Annotated in this window: 16 protein-coding genes and 1 pseudogene; 9 read left to right on the forward strand and 8 right to left on the reverse strand. The window is 65.2% G+C overall.

Annotated elements, in window-relative coordinates; translation table 11 throughout:
* Positions 1 to 127: 127 nt before the first annotated feature.
* Together alaS and AB7G19_RS15345 are read left to right on the forward strand one after the other, a co-directional pair.
* On the forward strand, positions 128 to 2806 hold the full coding sequence (gene alaS / locus AB7G19_RS15340) for an alanine--tRNA ligase (protein ID WP_085404372.1): 2679 nt from the start codon (positions 128 to 130) through the stop codon (positions 2804 to 2806).
* A gap of 6 nt (positions 2807 to 2812) precedes the next feature.
* Complete coding sequence (locus AB7G19_RS15345) at positions 2813 to 4039, forward strand: cyclic nucleotide-gated ion channel (RefSeq protein WP_085404282.1); 1227 nt, start codon at positions 2813 to 2815, stop codon at positions 4037 to 4039.
* Positions 4040 to 4043: 4 nt separating this feature from the next.
* Here the strand turns inward: AB7G19_RS15345 and AB7G19_RS15350 are convergent, their stop codons facing one another.
* Entirely contained in the window at positions 4044 to 4550 is a 507-nt protein-coding gene (locus tag AB7G19_RS15350) for a DUF3455 domain-containing protein (RefSeq protein WP_085404283.1), read from the reverse strand.
* A gap of 98 nt (positions 4551 to 4648) precedes the next feature.
* Entirely contained in the window at positions 4649 to 5860 is a 1212-nt protein-coding gene (locus AB7G19_RS15355; RefSeq protein ID WP_071912356.1) for an NADP-dependent isocitrate dehydrogenase, read from the reverse strand.
* 337 nt (positions 5861 to 6197) lie between these two features.
* Between AB7G19_RS15355 and AB7G19_RS15360 the strand changes: the two genes are divergently transcribed.
* Positions 6198 to 7397 carry a TrmJ/YjtD family RNA methyltransferase gene (locus tag AB7G19_RS15360; RefSeq protein WP_085404285.1) on the forward strand — a complete coding sequence of 400 codons (1200 nt, stop codon included), beginning with the start codon at positions 6198 to 6200 and terminating at the stop codon, positions 7395 to 7397.
* 134 nt (positions 7398 to 7531) lie between these two features.
* On the opposite strand, the pseudogene AB7G19_RS15365 reads toward AB7G19_RS15360, so the two are convergent.
* From AB7G19_RS15365 to mddA, 4 genes and pseudogenes are all read right to left on the reverse strand, one after another.
* Positions 7532 to 8739: pseudogene (locus AB7G19_RS15365) on the reverse strand (diguanylate cyclase domain-containing protein).
* A gap of 312 nt (positions 8740 to 9051) precedes the next feature.
* On the reverse strand, positions 9052 to 9801 hold the full coding sequence (locus tag AB7G19_RS15370; protein WP_085404287.1) for a hypothetical protein: 750 nt from the start codon (positions 9799 to 9801) through the stop codon (positions 9052 to 9054).
* Positions 9802 to 9834: 33 nt separating this feature from the next.
* On the reverse strand, positions 9835 to 10812 hold the full coding sequence (locus tag AB7G19_RS15375) for an NADPH:quinone oxidoreductase family protein (protein ID WP_354130340.1): 978 nt from the start codon (positions 10810 to 10812) through the stop codon (positions 9835 to 9837).
* Entirely contained in the window at positions 10809 to 11558 is a 750-nt protein-coding gene (mddA, locus tag AB7G19_RS15380) for a methanethiol S-methyltransferase (protein WP_166342516.1), read from the reverse strand. Before mddA ends, AB7G19_RS15375 begins: the two co-directional genes overlap by 4 nt.
* A gap of 148 nt (positions 11559 to 11706) precedes the next feature.
* Here mddA and AB7G19_RS15385 point away from each other — a divergent pair, with 148 nt between their 5' ends.
* Both AB7G19_RS15385 and cynS read left to right on the forward strand, forming a co-directional pair.
* On the forward strand, positions 11707 to 13275 hold the full coding sequence (locus AB7G19_RS15385) for an alpha/beta fold hydrolase (protein ID WP_441267916.1): 1569 nt from the start codon (positions 11707 to 11709) through the stop codon (positions 13273 to 13275).
* An 89-nt stretch (positions 13276 to 13364) separates the two neighbouring features.
* The gene (gene cynS, locus AB7G19_RS15390) at positions 13365 to 13853 is read left to right on the forward strand and encodes a cyanase (RefSeq protein WP_014494123.1); all 489 of its coding nucleotides are present in this window, start codon (positions 13365 to 13367) and stop codon (positions 13851 to 13853) included.
* Positions 13854 to 13919: 66 nt separating this feature from the next.
* Here cynS and AB7G19_RS15395 read toward each other — a convergent pair whose 3' ends face one another.
* A complete protein-coding gene (locus AB7G19_RS15395; RefSeq protein WP_014494124.1) occupies positions 13920 to 14243 on the reverse strand; it encodes a DUF1476 domain-containing protein in 324 nt (107 codons plus the stop codon).
* Positions 14244 to 14563: 320 nt separating this feature from the next.
* Here AB7G19_RS15395 and purC point away from each other — a divergent pair, with 320 nt between their 5' ends.
* Both purC and purS read left to right on the forward strand, forming a co-directional pair.
* Positions 14564 to 15331 (forward strand): phosphoribosylaminoimidazolesuccinocarboxamide synthase, encoded by a 768-nt coding sequence (gene purC / locus AB7G19_RS15400; protein WP_172782948.1) that lies wholly within the window; start codon positions 14564 to 14566, stop codon positions 15329 to 15331.
* 12 nt (positions 15332 to 15343) lie between these two features.
* Positions 15344 to 15583, forward strand: a complete 240-nt coding sequence (gene purS / locus AB7G19_RS15405; protein ID WP_014494125.1) for a phosphoribosylformylglycinamidine synthase subunit PurS — start codon at positions 15344 to 15346, stop codon at positions 15581 to 15583.
* A 13-nt stretch (positions 15584 to 15596) separates the two neighbouring features.
* Here purS and AB7G19_RS15410 read toward each other — a convergent pair whose 3' ends face one another.
* Positions 15597 to 16613, reverse strand: coding sequence for a magnesium and cobalt transport protein CorA (locus AB7G19_RS15410; RefSeq protein ID WP_071912382.1), 1017 nt, complete (start codon positions 16611 to 16613; stop codon positions 15597 to 15599).
* Positions 16614 to 16780: 167 nt separating this feature from the next.
* Between AB7G19_RS15410 and purQ the strand changes: the two genes are divergently transcribed.
* Positions 16781 to 17482, forward strand: a complete 702-nt coding sequence (purQ, locus tag AB7G19_RS15415; RefSeq protein WP_166342514.1) for a phosphoribosylformylglycinamidine synthase subunit PurQ — start codon at positions 16781 to 16783, stop codon at positions 17480 to 17482.
* Positions 17479 to 18465, forward strand: coding sequence for a tripartite tricarboxylate transporter substrate binding protein BugD (locus AB7G19_RS15420; protein WP_354130339.1), 987 nt, complete (start codon positions 17479 to 17481; stop codon positions 18463 to 18465). The genes purQ and AB7G19_RS15420 overlap by 4 nt, the downstream gene beginning before the upstream one ends.
* Positions 18466 to 18624 lie beyond the last annotated feature (159 nt).

The raw sequence follows: 18624 nt of genomic DNA on the forward strand, positions 1-18624 counted from the left end.
ATCTCCTTGCACAGTTTCTGGACAGCGCAGCTGGCCTTGTCTAAAAGCGCTTTGACCCGCAGATATCAGCCCAAATGCCCGGTTTGGATGGCGTATCGCGGGTCCAAGCACACCCGATTGGATGAACATGAGCGGCGTCAACGAGATCAGGTCGACCTTTCTGAACTTCTTTGCCGAGAACGGCCACGAGATCGTGTCGTCCTCGCCATTGGTGCCGCGCAACGATCCCACGCTGATGTTCACCAATGCCGGCATGGTGCAGTTCAAGAACGTCTTCACCGGCGTCGAGAAGCGGCCCTATCAGCGCGCCACCACGTCGCAGAAATGCGTGCGCGCCGGCGGCAAGCACAACGACCTCGACAATGTCGGCTACACCGCGCGCCATCTCACCTTCTTCGAGATGCTCGGCAATTTCTCGTTCGGCGACTATTTCAAGGAGCGCGCGATCGAGCTGGCCTGGACCCTGATCACGCGGGAGTTCGGGCTCAAGAAGGACAAGCTGCTCGTCACCGTCTACCACACCGACGACGAGGCGGCCGGGCTGTGGAAGAAGATCGCGGGCTTCTCCGACGACCGCATCATCCGCATCCCGACCTCGGACAATTTCTGGGCGATGGGCGACACCGGGCCGTGCGGCCCGTGCTCGGAGATCTTCATCGACCGCGGCGACCACATCTGGGGCGGACCTCCGGGCTCGCCGGAAGAGGATGGCGATCGCTTCCTCGAATTCTGGAATCTCGTGTTCATGCAATACGAGCAGGTGACGAAGGAGGAGCGCGTGGATCTGCCGCGTCCCTCGATCGACACCGGCATGGGGCTGGAGCGCATGGCCAGCATCATGCAGGGCGTCGACAGCGTGTTCGAGACCGATCTGTTCCGCCATCTGATCGATGCGACGTCGTCGGCGCTCGGCGCCGGGCCGAACGAGCAGACCGTGGCCTCGTTCCGCGTCATTGCCGACCATTTGCGTTCCTCGGCCTTCCTGGTCGCGGATGGCGTGCTGCCCTCCAACGAGGGCCGCGGCTATGTGCTGCGCCGGATCATGCGCCGCGCGATGCGCCATGCGCAGCTGCTGGGTGCCAAAGAGCCGCTGATGCATCGCCTGGTCTGGGCGCTGGTCCGCGAGATGGGCCAGGCCTATCCCGACCTGATGCGCGCGGAGAATCTGATCGAGGAAACGCTGCGGCTGGAAGAGACCCGCTTCCGCAAGACGCTGGTGCGCGGCCTTGCCATCCTCGACGAGAAGAGCGCGTCCCTGAAGAAGGGCGACATGTTTGACGGCGACGTCGCCTTCACGCTGTACGACACCTACGGTTTCCCGCTCGACCTGACCCAGGACGCACTGAAATCGCGCGGCATCGGCGTCGACCAGGCCTCCTTCACCGACGCGATGGAGCGCCAGAAGGCCAAGGCGCGCGAGTCCTGGAAGGGTTCGGGCGAGGCGGCTTCCGAAGCGATCTGGTTCCCGCTGCGCGAGAAGCTCGGGGCCACCGAATTCCTCGGCTATGAGACCGAGAGTGCCGAAGGCGTGGTCTCCGCGCTGGTGAAGGACGGCCAGGAAACCGCGAGCCTCAAGGCCGGCGAGACCGGCGCGATCGTGCTCAACCAGACGCCGTTCTACGCGGAATCAGGCGGTCAGGTCGGCGACACCGGCGTGCTCAGCGGCGAGGGCGGCATCAAGTTCCGCGTCACCGACACGCAGAAGAAGCTCGGCGATCTCTTCGTTCACGTCGGCACCGTGGAGAGCGGCGAGCTGAAGCTCGGCACCGCGCTGCAGCTCGAGGTCGATCACGGCAGGCGTTCCTCGATCCGCGCGCACCATTCGGCAACGCATCTCATCCACGAGGCGCTGCGCCAGGTGCTCGGCGACCACATCGCCCAGCGCGGCTCGATGGTCGCGCCGGATCGTTTGCGTTTCGACTTCGTGCATCCGAAGCCGATCACGGCGGAAGAGCTTGCCCGCGTCGAGGACATCGCCAACGACGTGGTGCTGGAGAACGACGAAGTCACGACACGCGTGATGGGAGTCGATGAAGCGCGCGAGGCCGGCGCGCGCGCGCTGTTCGGCGAAAAGTATGGCGACGAGGTCCGCGTCGTCTCGATGGGCCGGACCGCGCGGGAGCGCGGCACCAACGCGCTCGGCTGGTCCGTCGAGCTCTGCGGCGGCACCCATGTGAAGCGCACCGGCGACATCGGCCTGATCACGCTGACCGGCGAGAGCGCGGTCGCCTCCGGCGTGCGCCGCATCGAGGCGCTGACCGGCAACTACGCGCGCAGGCACGCCAACGAGACCATGGCGCTGGCGAAGACCGCGGCCAACGAGCTGCGCACCTCGATCGACGACGTCCCGGCGCGCATCACAGCCCTGATGGAGGAGCGCAAGAAGCTCGAGCGCGAGCTCTCCGACGCCCGCAAGAAGCTCGCGATGGGCGGCGGTACATCCGTCGGGAACGGCGCAGCCGCAGGCGTGCGCGAGGTCGGCGACGTCAAGCTGATGGCGCGCGCGGTCGAGGGCATCGAGATGAAGGATCTCAAGAGCCTTGCGGACGACGGCAAGAAGCAGATCGGCTCCGGCGTGGTCGCCATCGTCGGCGTCACCGAGGACGGCAAGGCCGGGATCGTGGTCGGCGTCACCGCCGATCTCACCGCGCGCTTCAATGCCGTGAACCTGGTGCGCGTCGCCTCCGAGGCGCTCGGCGGCAAGGGCGGCGGCGGCCGGCCCGACATGGCGCAGGCTGGCGGTCCCGATGGCGCCAAGGCGCCCGAGGCGCTCGCGGCGATCGAAAAAGCGATGGCAGGCGCGTAAACGGCCATGCGCCTCGTTCCGCGAGGACGTGGCTCGGCCGATCCCAACCTAAGGGATCGCCTGTACGAATTGCTGGAGCACGATCCGCTCGCCTACTCGATCGGGTCGCGCTTCATCCAGGTGATCATCAGCGTCATCGTGCTCGACGTGGTCGCGATGATCCTCGCCTCGGTGCCGGAGCTCGACGCGCGGTTCGACACGCTGTTCAGCGCGGTCGCCGTCCTCGCCGTCATCGTGTTCGCGCTCGAATATCTGGCGCGGCTGTGGACCGTGGCGGGGCACACCCAGCGCAACGGCTCCGCGCTGTCCGACCGGCTCTCTTATGCCTTCTCCGCGCTCGGTATCATCGACCTCATGGCGTTCCTGCCGGCCGCGATCGTGCTGGCCACCGGCCGGCACGCGACGCTGGCTGGGCTCGGCGTGCTGCCGTTCTTCAAGCTGATCCGTTATTCGCCGGCGATGCGCTCGCTGCTCGCGGCCATCCATGCCGAGCGGCGTGCGCTGATCGGCTGCATCGTCATCCTGATCGGCGTGGTACTGACCTTCGCCTCGCTGCTCTACGCCATCGAGCGTGATGTGCAGCCCAGCAAGCTCGGCACCATTCCGGACGCGATGTGGTGGGCAATCGTGACGCTCGGCACCGTCGGCTATGGCGACGTCGTGCCGGTGACGCCGCTCGGCAAATTCGTCTCGGTGTTTGCGATCATCTCAGGTTTTGCCATGATCGCGCTGCCGGTCGCGATCATCTCGACCGCCTTTGCCGAGGAGGTGAGGCGGCGCGACTTCGTGGTGACCTGGGGCATGCTGGCGCGGGTGCCGTTGTTCTCGCATCTTTCGGCCGCGGAGATCGCCGACATCATGCGGCTGCTCCGCGCCCGCACCATCGAGCAGGGCGAGATATTGGTGCGCCGTGGCGATACCGCCTCGTCGATGTATTTCATCACTGCCGGCGAGGTCGAGATCACGCTGCCGAGCCAGCAGGTGCGGCTCGCCGACGGCACGTTCTTTGGCGAGATCGCGCTGCTGCACAAGACCAAACGCAGCGGTACGGTGACGGCGACGCGCAAGACGCGGCTGCTCGTGCTCGACGCCCAGGATTTTCACGCGCTGATCGAGCGCATGCCGACGCTCGCCGCCCACGTCCACCAGACCGCGAAGGCACGGCTCGAGGAGACCGGCGATCTTGCGGCGGCAGAATTGGCGCAGGCGGAGCGCGACGACACCGCCTCCTAAGCGGTCAGCCCTTCTTCAGGAAAATGTAGTCGGCCGAGTAGGGCGCGCTTTTGAATTCGCCGGCCTTGTCGCAAGAACCCTCGAGCTTGCCGCCGTGGGTGTTGATGCGCTGGACGGTGGTGACGGGCGTCAGCACGCCGCTGCCGCGGCGGGAGGCGACCTCCAGCTTGAGCCAGGGGATATCGGCGGCGGTTGCGCCCGGCGCGTTGCCGATGGCCTTGCCGGCCACGGCGCTGCCGTCGGCGAGTTCCCAGTTCGGGCCGGCATAGTGGCGGCCGACGGTCTTGCCCTCGGCGAGCAGCGTCGCCACCGGCTCGCGGAAGGCCCAGGCAAGCTTGCCGTCGGCGGCTGCCTTGCAGTCATAGACCTGCGCGCCTTCGGCATGGACGCTGAGCACGACGGTCTCGCCGGGGGCGGCGATGGCGTCGGGGAGCGGCTCCGCGGCGGCGGCCGGCCCGGCCAGGGCGGCCAGCAGCATCAGGCAGGGGACAGCGAACTTGACGATGGACATGGGTGGCCTCCGCGCAACGGTGTCAAAATGAATGGGCCGCGCCCAAGCGCGGCCCATAATGATGTCTAACCCCGATCAGGCAAAAATAATGCGCGGGCTTACGCCAACGCTTTCGTGAGGTTCTCTGCGACCTTGTCGAGGAAGCCGGTGGTCGAGAGCCAGCGCTGGTCGGCGCCGACCAGGAGCGCGAGGTCCTTGGTCATGTAGCCTTCCTCGACGGTGTCGACGCAGACCTTCTCCAACGTGCTCGCGAACTTGGCAAGCTCGGCATTGTTGTCGAGCTTGGCGCGATGCGACAGGCCGCGGGTCCAGGCGAAAATCGACGCGATCGAGTTGGTCGAGGTCTCCTTGCCCTTCTGGTGCTCGCGGTAATGGCGGGTCACCGTGCCGTGAGCGGCTTCGGCTTCCACGGTCTTGCCGTCGGGGGTGAGCAGCACCGAGGTCATCAGGCCGAGCGAGCCGTAGCCCTGCGCGACCGTATCGGACTGCACGTCGCCGTCGTAGTTCTTACAGGCCCAGACATAGCCGCCGGACCACTTCAGGGCCGAAGCCACCATGTCGTCGATCAGGCGGTGCTCGTAGGTCAGGCCCTTGGCCTCGAATTCCTTTTTGAACTCGCGGTCGTAGATGTCCTGGAAGATATCCTTGAAGCGGCCGTCATAGACCTTGAGGATGGTGTTCTTGGTCGAGAGGTAGACCGGGTAGTTGCGCAGCAGGCCGTAGTTCAGCGAGGCGCGTGCGAAGTCGATGATGGAGTCGTCGAGATTGTACATCTGCATCGCGACGCCGGACCCCGGGGTCTTGAACACTTCCTTCTCGATGACGGTGCCGTCCTCGCCGACGAACTTCATCGTCAGCGTGCCCTTGCCGGGGAACTTGATGTCGGTGGCGCGATACTGGTCGCCATAGGCGTGGCGGCCGATGATGATCGGCTTGGTCCAGCCGGGAACCAGGCGCGGCACATTCTTGCAGATGATCGGCTCGCGGAAGATCACGCCGCCGAGGATGTTGCGGATGGTGCCGTTCGGCGACTTCCACATCTGCTTGAGGTTGAACTCCTTCACCCGGGCCTCGTCCGGGGTGATAGTGGCGCACTTGACGCCGACGCCGACCTTCTTGATGGCTTCGGCGGCGTCGATGGTGACCTGATCGTTGGTCTCGTCGCGGTACTCCATGCCCAGGTCGAAATACAGCAGCTCGACATCAAGGTACGGGTTGATCAGCTTGTCCTTGATGTACTGCCAGATGATCCGGGTCATCTCGTCGCCATCGAGTTCGACGACGGGGTTGGACACCTTGATTTTTGCCATGATCGGGGAAGCCTCTTAGGAACGGCGCTTTGGCGCGCCACGGGAATATCCGCCGCCTCTTAGCACCGGACTGCAGCGGGCGAAAGCCAAGGGATTATGCACTTTTAGCTCATCCAGCTTGCCCAGATGGGGGGCGGGGCGGGCCCTGCCGCGGGGGCGAGCCTCAGGCTTCAGAAGAGATTCAAAAGTCGAATCCAACCCGTTATTTCCCTTGAGAATTTCGTCAGGACAGGCAAACGACAGGCGAACGGGCAGCCGGCCCCTTGGGCCGGCTTTGAATCAATTCCTGAAGAGCGCCTTGCCAAGGCCTTGAGAACCAGTGTGAAAGCGAAGCGAGATGTCGGGGACTGACAAGAGCAAGGCGGGCCTTTCCCTCGACGGTCCCATCGTGATCCTGGTCGAGCCGCAGCTTGGCGAAAACATCGGCATGGCCGCGCGCGCCATGGGCAATTTTGCGCTCAGCCGATTGCGCATCGTCAATCCTCGCGACGGCTGGCCCAATATCGCCGCGCAGCGCGCCGCGGCCGGCGCCGACTATATTCTGGAAAAGGTCGAATTGTTCGACACGGTCGGCGAGGCGGTCGCCGACCTCGATCTGCTGTTCGCCACCACCGCGCGTCCCCATGACCAGGCCAAGCCGGTGGTGGGGCCCGAGGCAGCCGCGGCCGAGATCTCGGGTCACGTCGCGACCGGGGGCAAGGCCGGCATCCTGTTCGGCCGCGAGCGCTGGGGGCTGACCAACGAGGAGGTTGGGCTCTCGAATCGCATCATCACCTTCCCGGTCAATCCGGGCTTTGCCTCGCTCAACCTCGCCCAGGCCGTGCTGCTGGTTGGCTATGAATGGTTCAAGCGGGCAACGTCAGGCGAGCTGCCGCACAGCATGCCCGAGCGGTCCGAGCGCGCCTCGCAGCACCAGATGCAGGCCTTCTTCGACAACCTCATCCGCGAGCTCGACCGGGTCGAATTCCTGCGCCCGGCCGAGAAGCGCGACACCATGCTGGTCAACCTGCGCAACATCTTCAGCCGGATGGAGCCGACCAAGCAGGACATGCACACCCTGCATGGTGTGGTGATGGCGATCGCGGAAGGGCGCAAGGGCCCGGCCAAGGGCGGCGTGCTCGACGGCGAGCAGGCCACGCGCCTGCGCGCGTTGCTGGCCGAGCACGGCCAGGGCGGCGGCGTACCCGACAGCGGATCGACCGTGCGCGGCCTCGCCCGCCTGCTCCGCCGCAACCCGACCGATGCCGAGCGCCTGCTCTGGCAGGCCCTGACCCGCGACCGCCGCTTCGCAGGAGGGTTCAAGCGCCAGACCCCGGTCGGCCGGCACATTCCCGATTTCGTCTCGTTCCCGCACCGGATCGCGATCGAGCTGGTCAACCCGGGCGAGGGCGAGACCATCGCGGCTGATCGTGCGGGTCGGCGGACGTGGCTGGAGGCGCGCGACTATCGCGTGCTGGAGATCCGGGCAGCGGACGTCGAGCGCGATCTCGAGGCGGAGCTGGTGCGGTTGCAGGGGATGATCGAGCAGAGCGCGTAGGCCGGAGCTCTCGTAGGGTGGGCAAAGGCGCGTAGCGCCGTGCCCACCATTTTGCCTTCGAGCGCGATGGTAGGCCCGCTTCGCTTTGCCCACCCTACGAGATCGCGCTTGTGGGGTGCGTTAGTCGTACTGCGTCAGGCGGCGCTTGCGACCGGGGCTTTTGGGCCGCTCTGCTGCAGCCGACGTAACGCCGCGAGGTTGGTCTCGACCGAGGCGAGGCAGCAACGCGATTTACCGCCTGACTTCGCCTCGTAAAGTGCTGCATCGGCGACCGCGAGCAATTCCTCGACTTCGGCGCCATGATCCGGCGACATCGCAATGCCGACGCTGGCGCCGACACCGGCGCGCACCTCGCCGCCGAGCTCATAGGAGACGGCAACCTCGCTGATGAGGCGGTATCCCGCCTCCTGGGCCATTTCGGCCGTGACGCCGTCGACGAGCACGACGAACTCGTCGCCACCCATCCGGGCGACCACCGCGCCGTCCGGCAGCGCCCGGCGCACGCGCCCGGCCACCGCTTTCAGCACCTCGTCGCCGCCGCATGTCCGAACGTGTCGTTGACCGGTTTGAAGTCGTCGAGATCGAAGAACATCACAGCGAACCGTCGTTCGGCGTGGGCTCCAAGTCTGGCGCTGAGTGCCTCGACGAAGCCCGCGCGATTGAGCAGCCCCGTGAGTGCATCATGATGTGCGCGATGGCTGTTCTCGCGTTCGGCGCGCATGGTGGTGATCAGCATCCGATTGAGGCGGAAGGCGGCGGCCGTCATCGCGGCCAGATACATCGGCACCTGGAGGTAGACGATGTAGAACAGCGGCTCGCCGGCGAACGCAGCGCCGGGGATGATGGGACCGAGGCTCAGCAGGATCATGGTCCCGGCCAGCCGCGGCGCGCCGAAATTGCGGAAGCAGATGCCGCCAACCATCGCCGCCGCCGAGAGCGAGGCCAGCATGGCGACGACCCAGTCCCCGCTGGCCAGGCTGGCAACGACGCCAAATCCAACGCTGGCGCTCCAGGCGACCGCGAGCAGGAGATGAAGGTCGGTCGGCGTCGGGCAGTGGGCACGCGCCCTGCGATGCGCGCTGACGAGCACGGCGAGGCGGGCCAGGCAGATCGCGATCTCCATGACCAGCCAGACAATGAATGGTGCAGTCTGCTTGCGGCCAGCGATCACGGCGGCGACGGCAATGGTGTTGACGGCGCCGGCAGCAAAAACCGGCAGCGATCCATAGAGCTGGACAATGAGCGCGGCGCGGATGTCGTCGGGAACACCTAGCCCCGGCTCGGCGAGCCAGCGTGTCAGGCGCCAGCGTGGCGCACTGTAGAGTCCCTCGTCCGATTGCATTGCAGAGCGTCCCCGTATTCCGGGCGCCAACAACGATGACCACTCCTAACAAGCCTTTTAAGACAGCCATCGATTGCCGGGCGTGCTTGACGCAAGGTAAACCGTCGCAAGCGCGGCCGCGGGCGTGCAGGAGAATGCGGATTGGTGCAGGCCGAAGGTGCGGCGACGGATGTGTTGCGTGATTAGAGGTAGGTAGGGCAAAGCGACTTGTCCGCCGTAGCTCGAAGAGCGCAGGCGGAAGCATGCCCACCATGTCGCTCAACGGAGCTGAGACAGAAGTGGTGGGCACGGCGCTGTGCGCCTTTGCCCACCCTACGAAGTACGCCCGAGCTGCACCTCGCGCTCCACCGCAATCCATGTCGTCCTCGCCACGGCCAGCAGTCCCCCGGCTTCATCGTGGAGCGCGGCCTCGGCCATGCGCTTGCGGCCGTCGCGGCCGGTTGGCCAAGCCGTGATGACGCAGCGGTCTCCGGGGCGCGGCCGGGCTTCGATCCGTGCCGACATCCGGCCCAGCAGCAGTGGCGTCTTGTCGAAGGTCGCGCTCTGCTGATCGCAATTGCAGGCAAAGCCGGTGGGACAATCGAGCGCCGACCAGAGAAATTCTGACGCAACCAGGCCGTCCTCGGCGGCCAGATTCGAGTCCGGCGTCCAACTCGCCGCGAGAACGGCGTTGTGACGTCCGAGCGGGCCGGCGAAGATGCGCAGGCCGTCGCCTTTCGCTCTTGCGGGACCGCAGACGAAACAGTTCGGCAGCGGATGCTCGTGCGGCTTGAACAGCGCCAGCAATTCGGCTGCGCGTGCTTCCTGCAAACGGGCTGTCTCAAGGCGCGCAAGCTCGACGCTGGCCACCCGCGCGGTCGCGACGACCTTGGCGCCGTCACGAAGCTCCCATGTGCCGTCGGCGGTCGCGGCCGCATCGAGCGATTTGTCTAGAGGAGGCGGCGCGCGCAGCGTCACCTCGGCGCCGCCGGAAATGTGGCGGGCCAGCCGGCCGCAGACATAGCCGCCATTCCCGGAGTTCGGAGGACCGCAAAAGCGCTTGTCGATGATGATCTCGGTCATCGGTTCTGTCCTCTCTTCCTCGTCGGGCGCAGTCTACCTGATCTTGAGGACAATGCGTCCCAGAACCGCGCGATTGGCGACGGCGCGCATGGCGTCGCCGGCCTCCTCCAAAGGGAGGACGCGATCGATGTGCGGGCGGATCTTTCCGTCGGCCAGCAATTGCATCAGCGTGTCATTCATGCGCGCGGCCTCCGCGGAGAATTTCTCCGCCCAGGCGCCGACAAAGACGCCGATGATGGCGTAATTTTTCAGGAGAGGCAGGTTCATCGGGATCTGTGGAATCTCGCCGCTGGTGAAGCCGATCGGCATCAGCCGTCCGTCCCATTTCATCAGCCGGGCCATCTGTTCGAAGATTGCGCCGCCGACGTTGTCGAGGCCGACATCGATGCCTTCTCCCGATGTGATCGACTTGATCCGGTCGCGCAGATCTTCGCTGCGATAGTTGACGACATCGCTGGCCCCGTAACGCCGCACCAGGGCGGCCTTGTCGTCGGAGCCGACACCGGCGACGACGCGCAGGCCGAGATGACGGCCGAGGTCGACGGCGGCAAGGCCAACCCCGCCGGCTGCGCCGGTGACGAACAGCGTTTCCCCGCGTTGCGCCCGTGCCCGCTCGAACAGCGCATAATAGGCCGTGCCGTAATTGTGCAGCACCGTCGCCCCGGCTTCGAACGCGACGCCATCAGGCAGCCGCACGCTCTTCGATTCCTTCGCAATCATCCGTTCGGCGTAGCCGCCGGTCCAGGCACTGCAGGCCACGCGATCGCCGGGTGCGAACATCGTGACCTTGTCGCCGACCGCGGCGACGACGCCGGAGGCTTCCGTGCCGGGCACGAAGGGCGTCGGCGGCCGCATCTGATAGAGGCCCGAGACCAGCAACTGGTCCATGAAGCTCACGGACGCCGCATGGACGTCGATGAGAATCTCGTCGCCGGCAGGCCGCGGCGTAGCGATCTCACCGAGGCGCAGATCCGCAGGGCCAGTGAACGAATTGCACAGAACCGCTTTCATCGGGGCGCTCCGAAAATGCGCGGCAACAGCATCGGAACGCGCCGGCGATAGTCCTGGTAGGTCGCGCCGAACTCGGCGATCAAATCCCGCTCCTCGAACTGCAGGGCGACCAGGATGTAGGCCGTGTTCGCAATCGCGAACAGCAGATGGCCGGCGGTCATCTCGGGCGTCGCCCAGAACGCGAGCAGAAAGCCGAGCATGAGCGGATGCCGCACGATCTTGTAGAGCAGCGGCGTCCGGAAGGATTGACCTGATATCTCGGCTCCGCGCAACGCGACGAGAGCCTGGCGCAGGCCGAACAGATCGGAATGATCGATCATGTAGGTCGATGCGAACGCGATCAGCCAGCCGAGCCAATGTACGCCGGTCAGGAGCCACGCCGTAATGCCGCTGGCCTGCCAAATCGGCGTCGGGATCGGACGCCACTGCCAGAACAGCAGCAGGAGGATCAGGCTGGAGAGCAGCACATAGGTGCTGCGCTGGCAGGCGATGGGAAGGCTTCCCGCCCACCATCGCTTGAATGCCGGGCGCGCCATGACGCTGTGCTGGATGGCAAACAGGCTCATCAGCAGCAGGTTGACGACGATGGCCTCACCCAAATTCGCAGGCGCGCCGACGTCGATCGACGTGTCGATTGACTTGGGCACGACATAATTGCCGACGAAACCGAGCGCGTAGAGGAATGAAGCCGTGAAGACGGCGTAGCTCACGATGGCGTAGAGCAGGATTGCGAGGCGCGCGAACATGGTTTTTCCTATTGTGCCGATGGCGGCGGTGCCGCATTCAGGAGCCTGAACCGCTCGCTGGCGAGCGGGCTCGATCTGGCTTGACTGCTATCGCTGGACCGTCCCCTGCGCGTCCCCCGGGGGCGCCGACCGGGGAGGGAGGATCTCCATGACGGCCTTTTCGCTTGTCACGTTCGGGTTCCCCGAGGTCCATGCCAACGACCGCCCGGTCAAGCTGGCCTTGCGCAAGGGGCTTGCGCTGCTGGTCTATCTCGCGGAAGCCAAAGGCCCCGTCGCGCGCGACGTCATTGCCACGCTGCTGTGGCCGGAGACTTCCCGCGAGACCGGCCTCGCGCGATTGCGGCGTCTGCTTCACCGCGTCGAGCTCACGCTCGGCCAGGCGGTTTTCGAGACCGACCGCACAAGCTTGCGTTGGTCTCCGGAGGTCGAGCTGAAGATCGACTCGCATCATTTCGAGCGCGCCTGCGATCGCGGCGACTTTGAAAAGGCCTGCCGGATTTATCGCGGCGACTTCCTGGCGGGCTTTTCTCCGGACGACTGTCCTGAGTTCGACGATTGGACGTTCTTTCGCCGCGAGGCGCTGCGGGGGCGGCTCGTGCAGGCGCTCGAGCGTCTGGTGCAGGACAGGAATGCCGCGGGCGATCATCTCGCCGCGACAGTGTATGCGGGCCGTCTGGTCGAGCTCGATCCGCTCAGCGAGGTGTATGGCCGGCATCTGATCCGCAGCCTGCTGCTCGCGGGAGACCGAAGCGCGGCGGAACGGCGTCACGCTGCACTGGCGCAGCGGCTGCGCGACGAGCTTGGCGTCGCGCCGGAAGCCGAGACCGAAGCGCTCATGAGCCGCGCGGCCGCGCCGCTGCGCGATGCTCTTCCAGCGACACGCTATGTGAAGGGCGCCGGCGTGCATCTGGCGTATCAGACCTATGGCAGTGGTCCGCTCGACATCCTGGTCATGCCCGGTTTCGTGTCGCATGTGGAACGCGCCTGGGAGCATCCGGCGAGCCGGACGTTCTTGGCCTCATTGATGAGGCTTGGGCGTCTCATCGTTTTCGATCGCCGCGGCATCGGCCTGTCCGACCGGGTCGGATCGGCCCCCGGCATCGACGTCACGGCGGAAGATATCGGCACCGTGCTGCGGGCGGCGGACTCGCGCCGCGTCGTGCTGTTTGGTGCATCCGAATGCGGGCCGGCCTGCATCAAATTTGCGGTCGAGGAATCCCGCCATGTGGCCGGGCTCATTCTGTTCGGCGCACCGGCCAAGGGCTGCTGGTCGGAGGACTATCCGCACGCGCTGCGCGCCAGCCAGTATGACGCCTGGAGCAAGCACCTGATTGCGCAATGGGGCGGCCCGGTCGGGATCGAAGCCTTCGCGCCGAGCCTTGCCAATGATCCGCAGGCGCGCGCCTGGTGGGCGGGGCTGTTGCGCGCGGCGTCCAGTCCCGGCGGCATCTCCGCCGTGCTCGAGGCCTTTCGCGACGCCGATGTGCGACACCTTCTGGCGCGGATTGCGGTGCCGACGCTGGTGCTGCATCGTCGGGACGACAAGGCCGTGCGGATCGCGGCCGGGCGCGACATCGCGAGCCGGATCACCGGTGCAGAATTCGTCGAGCTCGACGGCAATGATCATTGGTTCTTTGCCGGCGATCAGCAGCCGGTGCTCGAGGCGATCAAGCGGTTCACGGAGGCTTTACCGCGTGAGGGGAGGTCGAGGCGGTGACGTCTCAAGCCTCATTTATTGGCACGTTTCGTGCCTCCCAAAGCGGCACAAACGACGTGACACGATGCCTGGCCAAGGGAGACCCTGACATGAAACGCGAAGACCTCACCGAAAAGCTGCTCGACATCAAGCGCGAGAACGGCTGGAGCTGGAAACACATCTGCGACAAGGTCGGCGGCTATTCCGAGGTGCTGATCGTCGGTGCGATTCTCGGCCAGATGAAGCTGACGAAACCGCAGGCCGCCAATGCCGGCGAGCTGTTCGGCCTGTCGAAGGCCGAGACCGCGATGCTCAACGAGGTGCCGATGCGCGGCACCGGCACGCCGATGCCGCCGACCGATCCCCTGATCTATCGCTTCTACGAGATGGTGATGGTCAACGGTCCGGCGTGGAAGGCGCTGATCGAGGAGGAGTTCGGCGACGGCATCATGTCGGCGATCGACTTCGACATGGCAATGGAGCGCGTTGCCAACCCGAAGGGCGACCGCGTCAAGATCACCATGAGCGGCAAGTTTCTGCCGTACAAATATTACGGCGCCAGCGGCAATGTGCCGGAATACGGCTTCAAGGAGGGGTGAGGGACGCGAATGGCGAATCGCGAGTAGCGAATGGGGTTCATTCGCTACTCGCCGCTCCCTATTCACCTATTTGCCCGCCTTCACCTCGGCCGCGGCCACGGCGATCAATTCGCTCATCTTGGCCCGAATCGCCTGTTCGGTGATGGCGACATTCTTGGCGGCGAAATCGGCCATGACCTTGCGCAGGACGTCGGCATCGCCGGCCTCCTCGAAATCGGCCGCGACCACTTCCTTGGCGTAGGCGGTGGCGGCCTCGCCGGTGATTCCGAGCTTCTCGGCGGCCCAAAGGCCGAGCAGCCGGTTGCGGCGGGCTTCCGCCTTGAATTTCTGCTCCTCGTCGAGGGCGAACTTCTTCTCGAAGCCTTCCTCGCGCTTGTCCAAACTGCTCATGCCTTTTTCCAATTCCCTGCTGACTGGATCCGGTGGCCATCGTTGCGACGGCCCCGGCGCATGCCTAGATAGGGGGCACGAATCGGCAAAACAACGAGCCGTTAAGCCGCAGGCAAGACGGTATAAGTTGATGCCGGGCGGCCGGATCGATTGTGCTGGGACAGCCAATCGGATAGGTTGCCTGAAGGTTTGGTTCCCGTTCTGTTTCCAAGGGGTTATAGACGGGTTCCCAGCCGTTCACGGCAGCTCCGCTGTGGGTCGTAACCTGGTAACCGGAGCACACCAAATACATGGATTTCAACAAAACACGGTACATCCCCATGAGCCGTCGGCGTCGTATTTATGAAGGCAAGGCAAAGGTTCTTTACGAAGGCCCGGAGCCCGGTACCCTGATCCAGCACTTCAAGGATGACGCCACCGCGTTCAATGCGAAAAAGCATCAGGTGATCGAGGGCAAGGGTGTCCTCAACAACCGGATCTCGGAGTACCTGTTTCAGCACCTCAACGACATCGGGGTGCCGACCCATTTCATCCGCCGCCTCAACATGCGCGAGCAGTTGATTCGCGAGGTCGAGATCGTGCCGCTGGAAGTGGTGGTGCGGAACGTTGCCGCCGGCTCGCTGTCGCAGCGCCTCGGCATCGAGGAGGGCACGCAGCTGCCCCGTTCGATCATCGAATTCTACTACAAGAACGACCAGCTCAACGACCCCATGGTGTCGGAAGAGCACATCACCGCGTTCGGCTGGGCCACCCCGCAGGAGATCGACGACATCATGGCGCTCGCCATCCGTGTCAACGACTTCCTCACCGGCCTCTTCCTCGGCATCGGCATCCGCCTCGTCGACTTCAAGATGGAGTGCGGCCGGCTGTTCGAGAACGAGATGATGCGGATCATCGTCGCCGACGAGATCTCGCCGGACAGCTGCCGTCTGTGGGACATCAAGTCGAACGAGAAGCTCGACAAGGATCGCTTCCGCAGGGATCTCGGCGGCCTGCTCGAGGCCTACACCGAAGTCGCAAAACGCCTCGGCATCCTCATGGAGAATGAGCGTCCGCAGGGCACTGGCCCGGTGCTGGTGAAGAGCTAAGAGGGATTTGACGTGAAGGCACGTGTTACCGTTACCCTGAAGACGGGCATCCTCGATCCGCAGGGCAAGGCCATCGAAGGCGCGCTGAAGTCGCTCGGCGTCGACGGCGTCGCCAGCGTCCGCCAGGGCAAGGTGTTCGACATCGAGCTTGCCGGCGCCGACAAGGCCAAGGCCGAAGCGGCGCTGAAGGAGGCGGCCGACAAGCTCTTGGCGAACACCGTGATCGAGAACTATCGCGTCGAGATCGTCTAACCCGCGCGGCGCTTCACAGCCATCCGACGCGGTGGAAGCGCCAGTACAATGCGAGGCAGGCGAGCGCCATCATCCCCATGACGACGAAATAGCTGTACTCCCATTGCAGCTCGGGGATGTACTTGAAGTTCATCCCGTAGATGCCTGCGACTGCGGTGGGCACGGCGAGGATCGCCAGCCACGAGGCGAGCTTCTTGGAGACCGCGGTCTCCTGCGCCTGTCCGACCAGCAGGCTCGCCTCGAAGGCGAAGGCCAGCACCTCGCGCATGGAATCGATGCGCTCCTGGATGTTCCTGACGTGGTCGGTGACGTCGCGGAACAGCGGCTGCATCGTCGCACGCACCATCGCAAGCTCGTCATGCTCGAGGCGGCGGCAGACTTCCACCAACGGGCCGATCGCGGTCCTGAGCCGCAACAGGTCGCGGCGCAGCATGTAGAGCCGCTCGATCTGCGCCTTGCTGATCGGCTTGGAGAGCACGTCGTCCTCGATGCCTTCGACCTCCTCGTGGATGCTCTCCAGCACGGGCGAGTAGTTGTCGACGATGAAATCGAGGATGGCGTAGAGGATGTAGTCCTCGCCGCGCGCAAGGGCCCGCGGGCAGCTTTCGCAGCGTTCGCGCACCGGCGTGTAGGATGTCGAGGCGCCATGGCGCACCGAGACCAGATAGCCTTCGCCGACGAAGATGTGCGTCTCGCCGAAGGCGATCCGGCCCTCGAACAATTGCGCCGTCCGCGCCACGATGAACAGGGCCTCGCCATATTGCTCGATCTTCGGCCGCTGATGGGCGTTGTTGGCGTCCTCGATGGCAAGGTCGTGCAGGTCGAACTGCTTCTGCACGGCGCCGAGCAGCGCCATGTCAGGCTCGTGCAGCCCGATCCACACCACGTGGCCGGGCTTGGCCCGCCAGCTCGAAGCCTCGCTGATGGCGATATTGGCGACACGCCGGCCGTCGACATAGGCGCCGGCTGCGATGACGCCCTGAGTGGACACCGGTTCGGAGAGGGAGGCGGGCAGCGACGGGACGTTCATGGCTTCAATCCCGGGCAAGATCGTCAGGCAAAAGTGCCGTGGCTATGGCCTGTGTACAAGGCCGCCCGGCGAGGCTAGCACTGGTAAAATCCCCGTCAAATGGCTATGTCTCCTGACGAATTGGCCCTTTGGCCAGCCCGATTCCCATCACCGTCGGAACCCGAACCATGAAAGCCGCCATCCTCGTCTTTCCCGGAATCAACCGCGAGCGCGACATGGCGCGCGCATTGAGGCTGATCTCCGGCAGCGAGCCCGCGATGGTCTGGCACGCCGAGACGTCGCTGCCCGCGGGCACCGACCTCGTCGTCGTGCCCGGCGGCTTCTCCTACGGCGACTATCTGCGCTGCGGCGCGATTGCGGCGCGGTCGCCGGTGATGGACGCGGTGCGCGACTATGCGGCCAAGGGCGGTCTCGTGCTCGGCGTCTGCAATGGTTTTCAGATCCTCTGCGAGTCCGGCCTGCTGCCCGGCGTCCTGATGCGCAACGCGCGGCTGAAGTTCATCTGTCACGACGTGCATCTGCGCGTCGAGCGCTCCGACACGCCGTTCACCCGCGGCTACAATGCCGGCCAGGTGATCCGCGTGCCCGTCGCCCATGGTGAGGGCAATTACGAGGCGGATGAAGAGACCATCAAGCGGCTCGAAGGCGAGGGGCGGGTGCTCTATCGCTACTGCTCCGCCGACGGCGTGGTCGACGAGGCCCACAACATCAACGGCGCGGCGGAATCCATCGCCGGAATCGTCAATGACAGGGGCAACGTGCTCGGCATGATGCCGCACCCGGAGAACCACGTCGAAGACATCATGGGCTGCACCGACGGCCGCGGCCTGTTCGCCGGTCTCACTGCCCATCTGGAAAAGGCCGCGTGATCTCGTTTGTGGCGAAGCGGGCTCTCGCCGCGATCGCGGCGCTGTCGCTCGCGACATTTTCACTCGCGACCGTTGCGTTCGCGCAGGATTTCCCCAAGCGCCCGCTCACGATGATCGTGCCGTTCGCGGCTGGCGGCACGTCGGACGTGATCGCGCGCACGGTCGCCGAGCAGATGGGCATCGCGCTCGGCCAGACCATCGTGATCGAGAACGTCGCCGGCGCCGGCGGCTCGACCGCGCTGGCGCGCGCCTCCCGCGCCGAGCCTGACGGCTACACCATCGCGATCGGCAACGCCGGCACCAACGCCGCGACCTACACGATCTATCCAAAACTGCCGTTCACGCCTGAATCCTTCGTGCCGATCGCCATGGTGGCGAAGACGTTCGGCGTCATCGCGCTGCGCAAGGATTTCCCGGCGAAGGACCTGAAAGAGTTCATCGCCTACGCCAAGGCCAACCCGGGCAAGATCAATCTCGGCCACGCCGGTGTCGGCTCGTCGAATTACCTCATTTGCAAGAGCTTTGTGACGGCCGCCGGGGTCGACGCAACACTGGTCGGCTATCGCGGTGCGGCGCCCGCACTCACGGATGCGATCGGCAGCCAGATCGACGGCGTCTGCGACGCCGCGGCCTCCGTCTCGCAGTCGATCGGCGACAAGCTAGTGAGGGGCCTGGTGGTTGGCTCGACCGTGCGGCTGGCCACGCTGCCCGATCTGCCGACGTCTGCCGAGGCAGGCCTGCCGGACTTCGAGGCGCAGGGCTGGAACGGCCTGTTCGCGCCGAAGGGCACGCCGCCGGCCATCATCGCCAAGCTGAACGCGGCTGCGCGCACCGCGGTGGAAACCGACGCGGTGAAGAAGCGTTTTGCGGATTTGTCGACCGTCGCGCCCGATCCCGACGAGCATACGCCCGAGGTGCTCCAGAAGCTCGTGACGCGCGACGTCGAGAAGTACCGGAAGATGCTCGCGGACGACGCCAAGTAGCAGCCGCCCAAATCATAGCAAGTCATAGCGGTTTTGGGCTTGCTGTCTCATGAACCTCAATCGCGTTTGAGACGACTGACTCCTCGTCGCCATCAAGGCGCGCGTGTCCGGGTCGCTGATTTCCGCGCGGGTGAAAGCAACTCAAAGTTGTTTCGCCGC

The sequence above is a fragment of the Bradyrhizobium sp. 215_C5_N1_1 genome, assembly GCF_052075935.1.
GTDB lineage: Bacteria > Pseudomonadota > Alphaproteobacteria > Rhizobiales > Xanthobacteraceae > Bradyrhizobium > Bradyrhizobium barranii.

What these genes read in the sequence shown, in the direction of transcription:
- alaS (WP_085404372.1), top strand. Translation starts at nt 128, where the DNA reads ATGAGCGGCGTCAACGAGATCAGGTCGACCTTTCTGAACTTCTTTGCC.
- AB7G19_RS15345 (WP_085404282.1), top strand. Translation starts at nt 2,813, where the DNA reads ATGCGCCTCGTTCCGCGAGGACGTGGCTCGGCCGATCCCAACCTAAGG.
- AB7G19_RS15350 (WP_085404283.1), bottom strand. Translation starts at nt 4,550, where the DNA reads ATGTCCATCGTCAAGTTCGCTGTCCCCTGCCTGATGCTGCTGGCCGCC.
- AB7G19_RS15355 (WP_071912356.1), bottom strand. Translation starts at nt 5,860, where the DNA reads ATGGCAAAAATCAAGGTGTCCAACCCCGTCGTCGAACTCGATGGCGAC.
- AB7G19_RS15360 (WP_085404285.1), top strand. Translation starts at nt 6,198, where the DNA reads ATGTCGGGGACTGACAAGAGCAAGGCGGGCCTTTCCCTCGACGGTCCC.
- AB7G19_RS15370 (WP_085404287.1), bottom strand. Translation starts at nt 9,801, where the DNA reads ATGACCGAGATCATCATCGACAAGCGCTTTTGCGGTCCTCCGAACTCC.
- AB7G19_RS15375 (WP_354130340.1), bottom strand. Translation starts at nt 10,812, where the DNA reads ATGAAAGCGGTTCTGTGCAATTCGTTCACTGGCCCTGCGGATCTGCGC.
- mddA (WP_166342516.1), bottom strand. Translation starts at nt 11,558, where the DNA reads ATGTTCGCGCGCCTCGCAATCCTGCTCTACGCCATCGTGAGCTACGCC.
- AB7G19_RS15385 (WP_441267916.1), top strand. Translation starts at nt 11,707, where the DNA reads ATGACGGCCTTTTCGCTTGTCACGTTCGGGTTCCCCGAGGTCCATGCC.
- cynS (WP_014494123.1), top strand. Translation starts at nt 13,365, where the DNA reads ATGAAACGCGAAGACCTCACCGAAAAGCTGCTCGACATCAAGCGCGAG.
- AB7G19_RS15395 (WP_014494124.1), bottom strand. Translation starts at nt 14,243, where the DNA reads ATGAGCAGTTTGGACAAGCGCGAGGAAGGCTTCGAGAAGAAGTTCGCC.
- purC (WP_172782948.1), top strand. Translation starts at nt 14,564, where the DNA reads ATGAGCCGTCGGCGTCGTATTTATGAAGGCAAGGCAAAGGTTCTTTAC.
- AB7G19_RS15410 (WP_071912382.1), bottom strand. Translation starts at nt 16,613, where the DNA reads ATGAACGTCCCGTCGCTGCCCGCCTCCCTCTCCGAACCGGTGTCCACT.
- purQ (WP_166342514.1), top strand. Translation starts at nt 16,781, where the DNA reads ATGAAAGCCGCCATCCTCGTCTTTCCCGGAATCAACCGCGAGCGCGAC.